This window comes from Pseudomonas sp. FW305-E2, from assembly GCF_058782925.1.
Genome location: NZ_JBYSYE010000006.1, coordinates 122,566 through 138,699, shown reverse-complemented (window position 1 = coordinate 138,699; position 16,134 = coordinate 122,566). Strand labels below are relative to the sequence as shown.

The 16,134-nt window shown below is 62.3% G+C and carries 12 protein-coding genes; 9 read left to right on the top strand and 3 right to left on the bottom strand.

Annotated features, from left to right (window positions below; genetic code table 11):
• Nucleotides 1–12: 12 nt before the first annotated feature.
• The 5 genes from AC3WLP_RS08340 to AC3WLP_RS08320 all read left to right on the top strand — a co-directional run bounded on the left by AC3WLP_RS08340 (nucleotide 13) and on the right by AC3WLP_RS08320 (nucleotide 5,456).
• Entirely contained in the window at nucleotides 13–654 is a 642-nt protein-coding gene (locus AC3WLP_RS08340) for a tetratricopeptide repeat protein (RefSeq protein ID WP_003248514.1), read from the top strand.
• On the top strand, nucleotides 655–1,797 hold the full coding sequence (bamB, locus tag AC3WLP_RS08335) for an outer membrane protein assembly factor BamB (protein WP_003248513.1): 1,143 nt from the start codon (nucleotides 655–657) through the stop codon (nucleotides 1,795–1,797).
• A 116-nt stretch (nucleotides 1,798–1,913) separates the two neighbouring features.
• The gene (gene der / locus AC3WLP_RS08330; protein WP_003248512.1) at nucleotides 1,914–3,377 is read left to right on the top strand and encodes a ribosome biogenesis GTPase Der; all 1,464 of its coding nucleotides are present in this window, start codon (nucleotides 1,914–1,916) and stop codon (nucleotides 3,375–3,377) included.
• A gap of 151 nt (nucleotides 3,378–3,528) precedes the next feature.
• The gene (locus AC3WLP_RS08325; protein ID WP_003248511.1) at nucleotides 3,529–4,677 is read left to right on the top strand and encodes a pyridoxal phosphate-dependent aminotransferase; all 1,149 of its coding nucleotides are present in this window, start codon (nucleotides 3,529–3,531) and stop codon (nucleotides 4,675–4,677) included.
• Nucleotides 4,665–5,456 carry an amidohydrolase gene (locus tag AC3WLP_RS08320; RefSeq protein WP_012051253.1) on the top strand — a complete coding sequence of 264 codons (792 nt, stop codon included), beginning with the start codon at nucleotides 4,665–4,667 and terminating at the stop codon, nucleotides 5,454–5,456. The genes AC3WLP_RS08325 and AC3WLP_RS08320 overlap by 13 nt, the downstream gene beginning before the upstream one ends.
• A gap of 394 nt (nucleotides 5,457–5,850) precedes the next feature.
• On the opposite strand, the gene AC3WLP_RS08315 is transcribed toward AC3WLP_RS08320, so the two are convergent.
• Nucleotides 5,851–8,403: a PepSY domain-containing protein gene (locus AC3WLP_RS08315; RefSeq protein ID WP_088512989.1), complete on the bottom strand. Its 2,553-nt coding sequence runs from the start codon at nucleotides 8,401–8,403 to the stop codon at nucleotides 5,851–5,853.
• A gap of 253 nt (nucleotides 8,404–8,656) precedes the next feature.
• On the bottom strand, nucleotides 8,657–10,948 hold the full coding sequence (locus AC3WLP_RS08310) for a TonB-dependent receptor (RefSeq protein ID WP_012051255.1): 2,292 nt from the start codon (nucleotides 10,946–10,948) through the stop codon (nucleotides 8,657–8,659).
• Nucleotides 10,949–11,169: 221 nt separating this feature from the next.
• On the opposite strand from AC3WLP_RS08310, the gene AC3WLP_RS08305 reads away from it, so the two are divergent.
• Both AC3WLP_RS08305 and AC3WLP_RS08300 read left to right on the top strand, forming a co-directional pair.
• Entirely contained in the window at nucleotides 11,170–11,850 is a 681-nt protein-coding gene (locus AC3WLP_RS08305; protein WP_012051256.1) for a Fe2+-dependent dioxygenase, read from the top strand.
• 3 nt (nucleotides 11,851–11,853) lie between these two features.
• Nucleotides 11,854–12,603, top strand: a complete 750-nt coding sequence (locus AC3WLP_RS08300) for a tetratricopeptide repeat protein (protein ID WP_088512988.1) — start codon at nucleotides 11,854–11,856, stop codon at nucleotides 12,601–12,603.
• Nucleotides 12,604–12,914: 311 nt separating this feature from the next.
• On the opposite strand, the gene AC3WLP_RS08295 is transcribed toward AC3WLP_RS08300, so the two are convergent.
• Nucleotides 12,915–14,078: a type III PLP-dependent enzyme gene (locus AC3WLP_RS08295; protein WP_003248498.1), complete on the bottom strand. Its 1,164-nt coding sequence runs from the start codon at nucleotides 14,076–14,078 to the stop codon at nucleotides 12,915–12,917.
• A gap of 494 nt (nucleotides 14,079–14,572) precedes the next feature.
• Between AC3WLP_RS08295 and AC3WLP_RS08290 the strand changes: the two genes are divergently transcribed.
• Nucleotides 14,573–15,070: an RNA polymerase sigma factor gene (locus AC3WLP_RS08290; RefSeq protein WP_088512986.1), complete on the top strand. Its 498-nt coding sequence runs from the start codon at nucleotides 14,573–14,575 to the stop codon at nucleotides 15,068–15,070.
• Nucleotides 15,071–15,090: 20 nt separating this feature from the next.
• The gene (locus tag AC3WLP_RS08285) at nucleotides 15,091–16,053 is read left to right on the top strand and encodes a FecR family protein (RefSeq protein WP_088513051.1); all 963 of its coding nucleotides are present in this window, start codon (nucleotides 15,091–15,093) and stop codon (nucleotides 16,051–16,053) included.
• The last annotated feature ends 81 nt before the right edge of the window (nucleotides 16,054–16,134 follow it).

The window sequence follows — 16,134 nt, the reverse complement described above, 5'->3', positions numbered from 1 at the left end:
AGGAGTATTGGGGTGTCGAGTACCGATGATGATGACCTGGCAGGGGTCAAGGACTGGTGGAACCGCAACGGCAAGCCGCTGCTGACCGGTGCATTGCTGGCTGGCGTGGTGGTGTTGGGCTGGAATACCTGGCACAAGTACCAGACCAACCAGTCGCAAGGTGCCTCGCAGTTGTATCAGGCGCTGATTGAAACCAGCCTGACACCGACCGGCCAGCCGGACGCCACCAAGGTCGCGGAACTGGCCGGCAAGCTCAAGAGCGAGTTTGGCGGCACCGCTTACGCCCAGTACGGCAGCCTGTTCGTGGCCAAGGTCGCGGTCGACAGCGGCAAGCTCGATGACGCCGCAGCCGAGCTGAAAAGCGTGCTGGACAAACCGGCCGACGTTACCTTGGGCGAGATTTCGCGTCAGCGTCTGGCGCGCGTACTGGCAGCCCAGAACAAGGCCGAGGATGCCCTCAAGCTGCTCGACGGCGACGCCGACAAAGCCTTCCTGGCCAGCCGTGAAGAGTTGAAGGGTGACCTGCTGGTGCAGCTGGGTCGCGCCGACGACGCACACAGCGCTTACGAAAAAGCCAAGGCTGCGCTGTCCGATGACGCGGCGGTCGGTGGCCTGCAATTGAAGCTGGATGACCTGGCTAAAGGGGACGCGTAAGTGATCGGTTGGAAACATGCAGCAGTGCTGACCCTGGCCGTACTGGCCGCAGGTTGCAGCAGCAACAGCAAGAAGGAACTGCCCCCGGCCGAGCTGACCAAGTTCACCGAGGAAGTGGTGCTGAAGAAGCAGTGGAGCCGTTCGATCGGTGACGGCCAAGGTGAAACCTACAACACCCTGGTACCGGCCATCGAGAACGACCGTATCTACGCTTCCGACGTCAACGGCGAAGTCTTCGCCCTCGACCGCATCACGGGTGACGTGGTGTGGAAGAAGGACCTGGAGCTGCAGGTTTCCGGTGCAGTTGGCGTAGGCTATGGCCTGGTCATGCTCGGCACCCTCAAGGGTGAGGTCATTGCTCTGGACTCCAGCACCGGTGAGGAGCGTTGGCGCTCGCGCGTGACCAGCGAAGTGCTGGCCCCACCTGCCAACAACGGTGACGTGGTGGTGGTGCAGACCCAGGACGACCGCCTGATCGGCCTGGATGCCGCCACTGGCGACCGCCGTTGGATCTACGAAAACTCCCCGGCCGTGCTGACGCTGCGTGGCACCGGTGCGCCGATCGCCACCAACCGCCTGGCGGTTGCCGGCCTGTCCACCGGCAAAGTGGTCGCGGTTGACATCAACAACGGTGTGCCGGTGTGGGAAAGCCGCGTGGCCATCCCGAAGGGCCGTTCCGAGCTGGACCGTGTGGTTGATATCGACGGCGGCTTGCTGCTGTCTGGTGGTACCCTGTACGTCAGCACCTACCAGGGCCGTGTAGCGGGCCTGGACCTGGAAAGCGGCCGCGAGCTGTGGCAGCGCGATGCTTCCAGCTATGTGGGTGTCGCCCAGGGCTTCGGTAACGTCTACGTCAGCGAAGCTTCGGGTACCGTGGAAGGTGTGGATGAGCGCTCTTCCAGTGCCCTGTGGAGCAACGACAGCATGGCTCGCCGCCAGTTGACCGCCCCTGAAGTGTTCAGCAGCTACGTGGCTGTGGGTGACTTTGAAGGTTACCTGCACCTGCTGAGCCAGGTGGATGGCCGCTTCGTCGGCCGTGAGCGTATCGACAGCGATGGCCTGCGCGCCCGCCCACTTGTGGTCGGCGACACCATCTATGTCTTCGGCAACAGCGGCAAGCTCGAGGCACTGACCATCCGCTGAAGCTATGCTTGAAGCCTTGGCGGGCTTCAAGCCGCGGCGTAGGACACGCCGCCCAAACTCCGGCCGCTGCCTTGCAGCGGCCTTTGCATTTTCAAGAATTCGAGAGTGGAGAGCCGATGGTTCCCGTAATTGCCCTGGTGGGCCGCCCGAACGTCGGCAAATCCACCATGTTCAACCGCCTGACCAAGACCCGCGATGCCATCGTCGGTGACCTGTCGGGCCTGACCCGTGACCGCCAGTATGGTGATGCCAGCTGGCAGGGTCGTTCCTTCATCCTGATTGACACCGGTGGTATCACCGGTGACGAAGTGGGCATGGACGAAAAAATGGCCGAGCAGTCGCTCATGGCCATCGAAGAAGCCGACTACGTGCTGTTCCTGGTTGATGCCCGAGCGGGCATGACCGCAGCAGACCAGATGATCGCCGAGCACCTGCGCAAGCGGAACAAGGCCGCGATCCTGGTTGCCAACAAGATCGACAACATCGACCCCGACGTTGCCCGCGCCGAATTCTCGCCAATGGGCATGGGCAACGCCATTCCGGTGGCAGGCTCCCAGGGCCGGGGTATCAGCGCCTTGATGGAGGCCGTGCTCGGTCACCTGCCGCGTGATGCCGAAGACGAAGCCCTCGAACAGGACGTTGCTGAAGGTGAGGAAGCCGTGCGCATTCCTGGCCCAAGCGAGAAGGATGGCATCAAGATCGCCATCATCGGCCGCCCGAACGTTGGCAAGTCGACGCTGGTCAACCGCATGCTCGGCGAAGAGCGTGTGGTGGTCTACGACGAGCCGGGTACTACCCGTGACAGTATCTACATCCCGTTCGAGCGTGATGGTGACAAGTACACCTTCATCGACACCGCCGGTGTGCGCAAGCGTGGCAAGATCCACGAGGAAGTCGAGAAGTTCTCGGTGGTGAAGACGCTGCAGGCAATCAAGGACGCCAACGTCGTCATCTTCGTCATGGATGCCCGCGAAGGTGTGGTCGACCATGACCTGAACCTGCTGGGCTTTGCCCTTGAAGCCGGTCGCGCCATCGTCATTGCCCTGAACAAGTGGGATGGCATGGAGCCGGGTGAGCGCGCCTACGTGAAGACCGAGCTGGAGCGTCGGCTGTTCTTCGTCGATTTTGCCGACATCCACTTCATTTCTGCGCTGCATGGCACGGGCGTGGGCAACTTGTACAAGTCGGTGCAGGCTGCGTTCCAGTCCGCGGTCACCCGCTGGCCGACCAGCCGCCTGACGCAGATCCTCGAAGATGCCGTGAGCGAGCACCAGCCGCCGATGGTCAATGGTCGCCGCATCAAGCTGCGCTATGCCCACCTCGGCGGTGCCAACCCGCCGCTCATCGTGATCCACGGCAACCAGACCGACAGCATTCCCAAGTCGTACTCGCGTTACCTGGAAAACACCTATCGCCGGGTGCTCAAACTGGTCGGTACGCCGATTCGTATTGAGTACAAGGGCGGCGAGAACCCGTACGAGGGTAAGAAGAACACCCTTACCGATCGCCAGGTCAACAAGAAACGCCGCCTGATGTCGCACCACAAGAAGGCCGAGAAGAAGCGTCGCGACAAACGCTAAGTAGCGCCATGTGGGGGCGAGCAAGGCCGCCCCCACAGATGCCCTTTGATCCAGAGCAATCCCCCTATTGTTTCAACCTTTTTCCTGACCGCTCGATCCGCTATGCTCGGACTCCACCCCGTGCCGGATATACCCCAGGAAAGAGGGCTCCATGATCCGCAGCAAACTGCCGAATGTCGGCACGACCATCTTCACCACCATGTCCCAGCTCGCCGTGCAGACTGGCGCGCTCAACCTGTCCCAGGGCTTTCCTGACTTCAATGGCCCGCAGGCCCTGCTCGATGCAGTGGGCCGGCACGTGGCTGCCGGGCATAACCAGTATTCGCCGATGACCGGCCTTCCGGCTTTGCGCCAGCAGGTAGCGGCCAAGGTCGAGCGGCTGTATGGGGCCAGGGTGGATGCCGATCAGGAAGTGACTATCACCCCCGGCGCCACCGAGGCTATTTTCTGTGCCATCCAGGCGGTGGTGCATGCCGGTGACGAAGTGATCGTCTTTGACCCCTGCTACGACAGTTACGAGCCGTCCGTGGAGCTGGCCGGTGGTCGCTGTGTACATGTGCAGTTGAGCGACGGCGATTTCCGTATCGACTGGCAGAAATTCAGCGATGCTTTGAGCCCGCGCACGCGCATGGTCATCCTCAACTCGCCACACAACCCCAGCGGCGCGTTGATCACCCGCGAAGACCTCGACCAGTTGGCCGCACTTATTGCCGACCGCGATATCTACCTGGTCAGCGATGAAGTGTACGAGCACCTGGTCTACGACGGTGTACGCCACGCCAGTGTGCTGGCCCATGAGCAGTTGTACTCGCGTGCCTTCGTGGTCAGTTCCTTCGGCAAGACGTACCACGTTACCGGCTGGAAGACCGGTTACGTGATCGCGCCGCCTGCCCTGAGCGCCGAGCTGCGCAAAGTGCACCAGTACGTCAATTTCTGTGGCGTGACGCCGCTGCAGTGTGCCTTGGCCGACTTCATGGCCGGGCACCCCGAGCATATTGATGAGTTGCCAGCCTTTTACCAGGCTAAGCGCGATCTGTTTTGCGGTTTGCTGGACGGCTCGCGTTTTAACTTTACCCGCACGACGGGCACTTATTTCCAGTTGGTGGACTATTCGCAAATCCGCCCGGACCTGAACGATGTCGACATGTCGCTGTGGCTTACCCGCGAACATGGCGTGGCAACCATTCCGGTATCGGTGTTCTACCAGCAACCCATCCCCGAGCAACGCCTGGTACGCCTGTGCTTTGCCAAACGAGAGGAGACGCTGCGTCAGGCAGCGGAAAGACTATGCGCGATCTGAGTACACTGCCGAACCTGAAAGTCGCCCTGGTGCAAACCACCTTGGCCTGGCACGACCGCGAGGCCAACTACGCGCACTTCGAGGTGCTGCTGGAGCAGGTGGGCGAGGTTGACCTGGTGATCCTGCCGGAAATGTTTACCACCGGTTTTTCGATGCAATCGGAAAGCCTGTGCGAGCCGGAGAACGGTCCGACCTACAAATGGCTGAAGGCACAGGCCAAGAAGCACAACGCGGTGATTACCGGCAGTGTGATCATCCAGGCCGCCGATGGCAGCCACCGCAACCGCCTGTTGTGGGCGCGGCCGGACGGCGAGATTCTGCACTACGACAAGCGCCACCTTTTCCGCATGGCCGGTGAGCACAAACATTACACCCCAGGCGAGCGGCAGGTGCAGTTCGAGCTCAAGGGCTGGCGGATTCGCCCGCTGATCTGCTACGACCTGCGCTTCCCTGTGTGGAGCCGTGACGCCCAGGACACCGACCTGCTGCTGTACACCGCCAACTGGCCGGCCGCGCGTCGCCAGCACTGGAACCGCCTGCTGCCGGCGCGGGGGATCGAGAACCTGTGCTATGTGGCGGCGGTGAACCGGGTGGGCACGGACGGTAAAGGCTTTGCTTACTCTGGTGACAGCCAGGTGCTGGATTTCCAGGGCGAGAGCCTGCTCAGTGCCGGGGAGGCGGACGGGGTGTTCACTGCAGTACTGAGCGCGGCGGAACTGGCGGCGTACCGGGCCAAGTTCCCGGCCAACCTGGATGCCGATACCTTCGAGTTGCACTGACAGCAGGGCCGGCTTCTTCGCGGGCTTGCCCGCGAAAGGGCCGGGCCTGCTGGCCAATTTCCACCTGTCGTTCACCATTGCCGCCGCCACCGTATTCGCGGGTAAACCCGCGCCTACACACGCATCGGTGGTTGGTCACAGGCCGTTGTGTAGGAGCGGGTTCACCCGCGAAAGGGCCGGCCCTGCTGGCCAATTTTCATGCGACGTTCACCATTGCCGCCGCCACCGTATTCGCGGGTAAACCCGCGCCTACACACGCATCGGCGGTTGGTCACAGGCCGTCGTAGGAGCGGGTTCACCCGCGAAAGGGCCGGCCCTGCTGGCCAATTTCCATCCGACGTTCACCGTTGCCGCCGCCACCGTATTCGCGGGTAAACCCGCTCCTACACACCGATCAATACACATCCCGCCGATACCGCCCATCCTCGATCAACTGCTGTACAGCAGCTTCACCCAGCATGCCTTTGAGCGCCGCATCCACCCCCGCCGCCATGCCTTGCAGGCTGCCGCAGACATACACGCAAGCCCCGTCGGCCACCCAGCGCTTGAAGTCCTCGGCCTGCTCCAGCATCACGTCCTGCACATACACCTTCTCGGCCTGATCGCGCGAGAACGCCAGGTCCAGCCGTGTCAGGTCGCCGTTGTCCAGCCAAGCGTGCAGCTCATCGCCACACAGCAAGTCATGCGCCCGATTACGCTCGCCGAACAACAGCCAGTTGCGCTGCTCACCGGCATTGACCCGCGCGCGCAACAGGCTGCGAAGACCCGCCAGGCCAGTGCCGTTGCCGATCAGGATCATCGGCGCAGCGGCCTCAGGCAGATGGAAGCCACTGTTACGCCGCAGGCGCAGGCTCAGGGTGCCATTCATTGGCAGGTATTCGGTCAGCCAGCCAGAGCCCAAGCCAAGGCTGCCGTCGGGGTGGCGTTCCTGGCGCACGATCAGCTCCAGCACACCATCGCTGGCGATCGAAGCAATGGAGTACTCGCGGCAACCGATTGGCACCAGTGCATCGACCAGCGCTTGTGGCTGCAAGCCGATCAGGTGGTCGCGGCGCGTCGGCAGTTGGCGGCCAGCGAGTGCCTGGGCAAGGGTTTCACTCAGGCCATTCACCTGCACCTGGCTGCCGGCGTCCAGTGCCATGCCCTTGAGGAACGCGTCGATCCGTGGCTGCCCATTCAGCGGCAGTATCTCTACCAGATCGCCGGCTTCCCAGCTCGCAGGTTCTGCAGCCTGCAGGCCAAGCAGGTACACCGGTTGGCCTTGGCTGCCGGGGTTGAGCAGTTTGCGGCGCACCAGCGACCAGTTGGCAAAGGTTGGCGGCTGCCAGGCGGCCACCGGCTGGACGCCCGTCAGTTGCGCCAGTTCCTGCTGCCATTGCTGCAGGGCGGCCTTGTCGGCGTTGTCCACTTCCACCGGGCTGAATGCACTGCTGGCACCGCGCTCCCCCAGCCACGCCTGGAGACGACGAGCGAAACCGCAGAAGTGCGGGTACTGACGATCACCGAGGGCGAGCAGGGCATAGTTGAGGTTGTTCAGTGCCCAAGGCTGGCCGAGCACCTTTCGCTCGAAGGCGCGAGCGCTGTCGGGCGCTTCGCCGTCGCCGAATGTACTCACCACGAAGAGCGCGCGATGGGCCTGGCGCAGGTCGTTTTCACCCAGCTCGGCAAGGGCGCGCACCTGAACGGGCTGGCCAGCTGCCTGCAGCTGCTCGGCACTCTGCCAGGCCAACTGTTCGGCAAAGCCACTCTGGCTGGCGAAGCCGATCAGCCAGCCGTCGCCAGTGCCGCTGTTGGCGACGTTGCCACGGGCTGCGCGCACCTGACGTTTCTTGCGGCGGCGGTCGAGGTACAGCAGCCAGCCGGTGACGAAGAACAACGGCATGGTGAGGCTGGCGATGGTGACGATGATGCGCCCGGGCAAGCCGAAGTATTCGCCGACGTGCAAGGCGTAAACACTCTGCAGCAGTTGCGCCTTGAAGGACTTGTCGGTGTAGCGGTCGTGCTTTTTAACCTGGCCGGTGGCCGGGTCCAGGACCAGGGTATTGAAGGCACGTGGGTGCGCGGCGTTGTCGAGCAGGTAGAACAGGTTGGCCGGCTGACCGCCAGCAGGCGGCAGGCGCAGGTTGTAGGTGGACAGGCCTGGGCCTGCGGCGTCCTTGAGGTTGGCCCAGATGGCGTCGTAGTCCACCACCAGCGGTGGCGCATTCTTGTCGACTTTTTGCGGCCCGTGCCGGCCACGGCCTTCACCACGTTTTTGCTGCTGGCCCGCGGCCGGCGCGTCGGCCAGCAGCTTGTTCAGGCCTTCACGGTACCACTCATAGGACCAGAACAGCCCGGTCAGGGCGAACAGAAGATAGAACAGCAGGCACCAGGTGCCGGCAACGGCGTGCAGGTCCCAGTTGAAGGCGCGGCCTTTCTTGGCCCAGTCGAAGGTCAGCCAGGTGCGCCAGTCCAGCGCTTTACGCGGCCAGCGCAGGTAAAGGCCGGACAGGCAGAAGAACACCAGCATCAGGGTGCAGGCCCCGGTGATTTGCCGGCCAGTATCGCCCATGGCGAGGAAACGGTGCAGCTTGAGCATGAGGTTGAAGAAGCCTTGCCCGGCCGCTTCACCCTTGAGTTCGCCGGTGTACGGGTCGGCATAGCGCAGCTCGCCACGACGTTCGCCCGGTGCGGGCATGAAGAAGATCCGTGCAGCGTTGCCTTCGCGCACGTCGACCCACAGCATCGAGACTTTGTCGTGTTGCTGGGCTTCGACCCGCTTAACCAGCTCGGCCGGCGGTAGCACGCCTTCGGCGCGTACTTCTACCTTGAGTACATCGGCATTGAATGCGCGCAGCAGTTCTTCCTGGAACGAGTACAGCGCCCCGGTAATGCCCATCAAGGCCAGCACCAGGCCAGCGGTGATGCCAAAGAACCAGTGCAATTGGAACAGCGTCTTCTTCACCACGTTTCTCACCTTGAGTTGCTGCCGCGACCAGCGCGGCGTGCATTATGCCTTGATACGCAAAAGCCCCGCTCAATGAACGGGGCGGGGGTGGGCTTCTTTTGGTGGAAGCTTGTACCGGCCTCTTCGCGGGCTTGCCCGCTCCCACAGGTACACCACAGAGTTTGAAGGTTGTGGTGGACTTGTGGGAGCGGGCAAGCCCGCGAAGAGGCCGCCACAGGAGCAGCCCTTCTAGCGGATCAACCCAATCCCGACATCAGAAGTGGACGCTGGTGGTCAGCAGTGCCGTCCGCCCGGCCGCCTGGTTGGCGAAGTGGGTGGAGAAGGCCTTGTCGTAGTACACCTCGTTGGTCAGGTTCTGCACGTTCAGTTGCAGGTCGACGTTCTTGGTCAGCTTGTAGGCGGCCATGGCGTCGTAGCGTACGTAGCTGTCGACCATGGTGGTGTTGGCCACGCTGCCGTACACGTCATCCACGTAGAACGCACCACCGCCAACGGTCAGCTTTGGTGTGATCGAGTAGGTGGTCCACAGGCTGGCGCTGTTGTTTGGCGTGTTCGGCAGCTGGTTGCCGTCGTTGGCCTTGCCCACCGGGCCGCCGTCGATCTGGCGAGCCTGCATGTAGGTGTAGCCGGCGAACACCTGCCACTTGTCGGTCAGCTTGCCGCTGGCCGACAGTTCGATACCTTGAACCCGGGTCTCGCCAATGTTCTCGTAGGTATTGGTGTTGACCTGGACCCGGGCGTTTTCCTTCTCGGTGCGGAACAGCGCGGCAGCCAGCGACAGACGCTGGTCAAGCAGGTCCCACTTGGTACCGATCTCGTAGTTGGTGGTTTCTTCCGGCTCCATGTCGCTGCCCAGCAGGTTGCCGTTACGGTCTGGCGTGCCGCCCAGCGGGTTGCCTTCGGTACCTTCGCCAAGCATGGCGCCAGGTGGTGTGGCGGAGGTGGCATAGGACACGTAGATGCTGCCGTTTTCGGCCGGCTTCCACACCAGGCCCAGCTGGCCGGTGACGAACTCGCTGACATCTTTGCCTTTGGCGGTGGTGGTGCCAGCGGCGTTGTAGGTCTTGTAGTCGGTGTCAAAGTGGTCGTAGCGCAGGCCCATGTTGACCAGCCACTCCGGGGTAAGCTCCAGGGTGTCGAACACGTAGATTGCACGGGTCTTGCTGTTGGTGGTGGTGCCGGCATAGTTGCGCGAGATGGCGCCGTTCCACGGATCATCCGGGTTCGGGTTGCTCAGCGAAGTGCAGTTATAGCCACTGGTGGCGCCGATCATGCCTGGGGTGCAGTTGCTGTTGGCAGACCCGCCTGGCACGGTGTCGGTGTCGACGGTGTAGCTTGAGCGCTCGCTTTCTTCACGGCTCAGTTCGATACCGGTCGAGAAGCTGTTTTTCATGCCGCCAACGTAGAACTCGCCGAACAGATCGGTCTGGTTGGTGGTAGTGGCGGTGTTGCCGACACGGGTGTTGGCGCGGCGCCAGACACTGCCGTTGTTGACGTTGCCCTTGCTGTCGTCGGGCTGGGTCAGGATGTAGTCCTGCATGCTGTTGCCGTGACGCAGGGTGTTCTTGATGGTCAGCGAGTCGGTCAGGTCGTGCTCGACGGCGAAGGTTGCGATATCCACTCGGGTCTTGCGGAAGTCGCGGCCGGTCAGGCCATAGAAGTTATCACTGTCGCCGCCATCATTCGGCTTGCTCGGGTGTGCCGAGGTGCGCCCGGCGCTGCCGTTGGTCGGGATGGTGTAAGGGATACCCGAATCCGGCAGGTCGTCACTTTCCAGGTGGTAGTAGTCAAGGTTGACGCGGGTCGGCGTGCCCAGGCCAAAGGCCAGCGACGGGGCGATACCCCAGCGGTCGTAGTTGACCTTGTCGCGGCCGGCGACGTTGCTTTCGTGGGTCATCAGGTTCAGGCGACCGGCAACGGTATCGCTGAACTGGTAGTTGCCATCGAAGGTGTAGCGCTGGGTCTGGTCGCTGCCCCAGGTCCAGGCGCCGTCCAGCGAGTTGCCCAGATGCGCGCGCTTGCTTACCAGGTTGATGGTACCGCCGGCCGCGCCGCGGCCACCGATGGCCGAGTTCGGCCCCTTGGCCACTTCAACAGATTCGATGGCGAAGATTTCGCGGGTTTGGGCGCCAGTGTCACGTACGCCGTCCAGGTAGGTATCGCCCTGGGCGTCGAAGCCACGAATGAACGGGCGGTCGCCTTGCGGGTTGCCACCTTCGCCGGCACCGAAGGTAATGCCGGGTACGGTGCGCAGGGCATCCTGCAGGGTCAGGGCGTTGGTGTCCTTGATCACTTGCTGCGGGATCACGGTTATCGAGCGCGGGGTGTCTACCAGCGGCGCGGTGTACTTCTGCGAGGCGGCCTTGTCCACCTTGTAATCGGTGCTGGCTTGTTCAGCCTTGCCGTTGACGCTGGTGGCATCGAGGGTGATGGCGCTGCTGGCGGCCGGATCGGCGGCATAGGCCGACGAGGCACTCAGGGCGACACCGATGGCAGACACGATCAGGCGTGGCGAACTCACAGCAGATGGTACGTACTGGCGCATTGCAAAGAACCTTCCCCAAGGTATTGAGGCGGTGGATCTTAATGTAAGCAATTTTGACTAACAATTGAGACTCGTTACCATTCGTGAAGAATTTACAATCTTTACAATTTGTCTTTACGGTTTCATGCCGCTGAAACGTCTTAAGTGGCGAATGGGGCTTGTGTAGCGCAAAAGGGAATCAATATCATTGCGCCTTTACATTTCCTAACGGTGCCGTTGCCATGCTGCTTCACATCCCAGGCCTGTTCGACGCTGATGAACTGGCCCGTATCTGCGAGGCGCTGGAGCGGGCCGACTGGGCCGATGGCAAGGTTACGGCGGGTTATCAGTCGGCCAAGGCCAAGCACAACCTGCAGTTGCCGGAAGGTCATGCGCTGGCCAAGGAAATCGGCAGTGCGCTGATCGACCGCCTGTGGAAAACCCCACGCTTCATGTCGGCAGCCTTGCCGCACAAGGTGTTCCCGCCGCTGATCAACTGCTACCGCGAAGGCGGCAACTTCGGTTTCCACATCGACAACGCCCTGCGCCAGCCCAAGGGCAGCCCGGAGCGGGTGCGTACCGACCTGTCTTCCACGCTGTTCCTCAGTGACCCGGAAAGCTACGACGGCGGTGAGCTGGTGATCCAGGACACCTATGGCGTGCAGCAGGTCAAGCTGGCCGCCGGTGACATGGTGCTGTACCCCGGCACAAGCCTGCACAAGGTCAACCCAGTGACCCGTGGCCAACGCTATGCCGCATTCTTCTGGACCCAGAGCCTGGTGCGCGATGACAGCCAGCGGACGCTGCTGTTCGAGATGGACAACGCCATCCAGCAACTGACCGCCGATGTGCCGGACCATCCTTCGCTGTTGCAGCTGACGGGCACCTACCATAACTTGCTGCGCCGCTGGGCTGAGGTCTGAGCCGTGTCCTACCTGCTGCGACGTGAGGAAGTAGTGGATGTGGCCGGCTTGCAGGCCATGCTCGAGGAAACCCCTGGCAAGGCCGCCCAGGCGATTCTGGCGGCAGCGGGGCAGGGCGCGGTCGAGGCGCAGTTGCTGCTGGGGCAGATCCTGCTGGATGGGCGTGGCATCCAGCAGGATGCCACGGTTGCCCGGCGTTGGTTCGGTATCGCTGCACAGGGTGGCAGTGCCATGGCGCAAAACATGCTCGGGCGTTGCCTGGAGCATGGCTGGGGCGGCGAGGTGAGTTTGGTGCAGGCGGCCGTTCACTACGCCCGTGCGGCCGATTCGGGTTTGGACTGGGGCCTGTATAACCTGGGCAACCTTCTGGCGACCGGGCGTGGGGTGCCGGCCAATCAGGCGCAGGCACTGATGTGCTACGAGAAGGCTGCGCAGCTGGGGCATGCCAAATCGATGAACCTGTATGGGCGTTACCTGGAGCAGGGCATTGCCACGGCGCCCAGCCCGGCGCGGGCGGTGCGCTGGTATCGGCGTTCGGCCGAGGCGGGGGATTTTCGTGGGATGTTCAGCCTGGCGCTGGTGCTGGTCGAACGTGGCCAGGTGGCGGAGGCCGCGCCTTGGCTGGAGCGGGCGCGGATCGAGGGCAACATGAACTTCCTGCGTGCGGCGCTGGTGACCTTGCAGGAGGCGGGGCCGGTGCTCATGGCCTTTGCCGGGCGCTATGCCGAGGAGATCGAACGGCGTGGTGGTTGACTGTGCTGTCCAATTTCCACTGGCCGTTCACCGTTGCCGCCGCCGCCGTATTCGCGGGTAAACCCGCGCCTACATACGCATCGGTGGTTGGGCGCAGGCCGTCGTAGGAGCGGGTTTACCCGCGAAAGGGCCGGCCCTGCTGACCAATCTCCACCCGCCGATAACCGTTGCCGCCGCCACCGTATTCGCGGGTAAACCCGCGCCTACACACGTATCGGTGGTTGGGCGCAGGCCGTTGTACGGTTTACCCACAAAGAGGCCAGCATCGACAGCACGCACATGAAAACGGGGCCTTTCGGCCCCGTTGTGCATTACAGGTAGTAAGCCTTCAGCGGCGGGAAGCCGTTGAATTCCACTGCGCTGTAGCTGGTGGTGTAGGCGCCGGTCGACAGCCAGTACAGGCGGTCACCGATGGCCAGGTTCAGCGGCAGCCCGTACTTGTAGTTCTCGTACATGATATCGGCGCTGTCGCAGGTCGGGCCGGCGATGACCACTTCCTCGGCTTCGCCTTTCTTCTCGGTCCAGATCGGGAACTTGATGGCTTCGTCCATGGTTTCGATCAGGCCGGAGAACTTGCCCACGTCGGTGTAGATCCAGCGCTCGACGGCGGTACGCGACTTGCGTGCGACCAGCACCACTTCGCTGACCAGGATACCGGCGTTGGCGATCAGCGAACGGCCGGGCTCGAGGATGATTTCCGGCAGTTCGTCACCGAAGTCTTCCTTGAGGAAGCGGATGATTTCTTCGGCGTAGGTTTCCAGGCTGTTGGTACGGGTGATGTAGTTGGCCGGGAAGCCACCACCCATGTTGATCAGCTTCAGTTCGATGCCGTCTTCTTCTTTCAGGCGTTCGAAGATTACCTTGACCTTGGCGATGGCGGCGTCCCACACGCTGATGTCGCGTTGCTGCGAGCCCACGTGGAAGGAGATGCCATAAGGCACCAGACCCAGGTCGCGGGCGAGGATCAGCAGGTCCATGGCCATGTCGGTCTGGCAGCCGAACTTGCGGGACAGCGGCCAGTCGGCAGTGGTGGAGCCTTCAGTCAGAATACGCACATACACTTTCGAGCCCGGTGCGGCCTTGGCGATGTTGCGCAGGTCGGCTTCCGAGTCGGTGGCGTACAGGCGCACGCCCTTCTCGTAGAAGTAGCGGATGTCCTTGGACTTCTTGATGGTGTTGCCGTAGCTGATACGGTCGGCGCTGACACCGCGGCCCATCACTTTGTCCAGCTCGTAGATCGAGGCGATGTCGAAGCTCGAACCTTTCTCTTTGAGCAGGTCGATGATTTCCACGGCCGGGTTGGCCTTGACCGCGTAGTAGACCTTGGCAAATTCGAAACCGGCGCGCAGGTCGTCGTACGCCTGGCTGATCATCTGGGTGTCGATGAGTACGAACGGGGTTTCCTGCTTGTCAGCGAACGCCTTCATTTTCTGGAAGGTTTCACGCGCGAAATAGTCTTCGACCTGGATCGACATGCTCAGGGACTCCATGGGCAAACTGAAAGATTAAGTGGCTGCAAACTGAACGTCCTCCGTATCCCCACTTTGGTTCGCCTACTCAGTACTTGAGCCGGATGGATCGTTTCCAGCATGGACGTTCGGCGCGCACTTTAGGGCGTGAAGAATGCAGAATCAACAGGCAATCCGGGCGTGATCGACGTGGATCGACGACCAGCCATTTGAATAACCGACTCGTGTGACCGGCTGATGTTCCCTGCGATCTTTCAAGCGTAAAAAATTGTGGAATGGAGCGTGTTGGGCCCTTCGCGGGCAAGCCCGCTCCTACAGGGGATACGCGTTCCATGTGGGGGCGGGCTTGCCCGCGAAAAGGGCGGAGGTGTTCATATTTATGGCCACATTTTCCTGGTACCCCCGTACAGGAAATCGCCCATAAATTTTTTGTTACCGACTGGCGGATTTGCTGCTTTTGATGCGAAACATTACTATTCGCACCCTTATCTGCCTCCCTGATGACCCCGACCGTGTCCGGACACAAAGGCTTCCTCGACCACTACCATGAGCTGATCGGCACCTGGACGCGCAAGCTGCGCAGTCGTCAGCAGGCCGAAGACCTCACCCACGATGCCTTTGTCCGGGTACTGGAAACCCCGCGCGAGCAGGTTGAGCAGCCACGCGCCTACCTGCATCAGGCTGCGCGCAACATCGCTGTGGATGGCTTCCGTCGCGAAGACCGGCGCCAGGCACTGGAGCGGGAAGCCTTCGACGAAGGCGCAACCGGCAGTGGCGACCCGGAAGCCTACGTGCATGCCCTGGAGCTGGCCGACAGCGTCGAGCGGGCGCTTGCCAAGCTGCCACTCAACTGCCGGCAGGTGTTCATCTGGCAGAAGCTCGAAGGCCTGACCCAGGCCGAGATTGCCGAGCGCATGGGGTTGAGCAAGAACATGGTCGAAAAGTATATGATCCGCACGCTTCGGCACCTGCGTGAGCACCTGGATGTGTCGGCATGAAGAGTCAGGAGGCCTTTTCGATGAAACAGCACGGTACCGATGCCGTCCGCGAGCAGGCGGCCGCATGGTTCGCCCGCGTGCAGGATGCGCCTCGGGATGCCGGGCTGCACAAGCAGTTGCATGCCTGGTTGGCGAGCGACGAGCACCACCGGGAAGAATATGAGCATCTCTGCCGCGTGTGGCAGGCCGCCGACTTCATTCCACGTCAGCACCTGGAGGCGCTGTGCCAGCCAGACCCGGTGCAGCAGCTGCCACGACGGCGTTTCATGCGCCAGGCGTTGGCCGCCAGTGTTGCGGTAGTGGCGCTGGGCCTGGGCTGGGGCGGCTGGCACCACCTGCAACTGAACCATCAAGGCAGCCTGCAGACGGCCTTCAATGAGCGCCGTCAGGTCGAACTGCCGGATGGCTCGCATCTGGAGCTCAATGGCAACACGCAGTTGCAGGTCGAGTTCAGCGCCGGCCGGCGGCACGTGCGCCTGAACGCCGGTGAAGTAATGTTCAGCGTCGCCCATGACAGTAACCGGCCATTTGTGGTCGACACTGCCCAGGGCAGTGTGATCGTCACAGGTACCCGCTTTGACGTCCGCCTGGACCCAGCCAGCACCCGTGTGGCGGTGGAGCAGGGGTCGGTGCGGGTGCAGGGCAAGGGCGACTCGCCGGCGCAACTGACGGCCGGGCAGGGGTCGCATATAGATGCACAGGGCCTGGTCGCCGCACCCTATGCGGTCAACACCGGCGCCATGACCGCATGGCGACAGGGCAAGCTGGTGTTCGACAACGCAACCCTCGCCGAAGTAGTGGCCGAAACCTCGCGCTACCGTCGCCAGCCATTGCGGGTCGCCCCTGGGAAAGTCGCCCGGCTGCGCCTGTCCGGTACCTTCAGTACCAACGATACAGACGCTCTGCTGCGGGCCTTGCCGAGCATCCTTCCGGTGGCCATCAAAGCCTATGAAGACGGCTCCAGCGAAATAATCGCCAAATAGATTCAGGTTTTTTTTCACTCGTTCGTCTTCCTCGCCAGCTGCAACTGCCAAGCATTTCCATTTGCACGCGGTTGGCGTTTA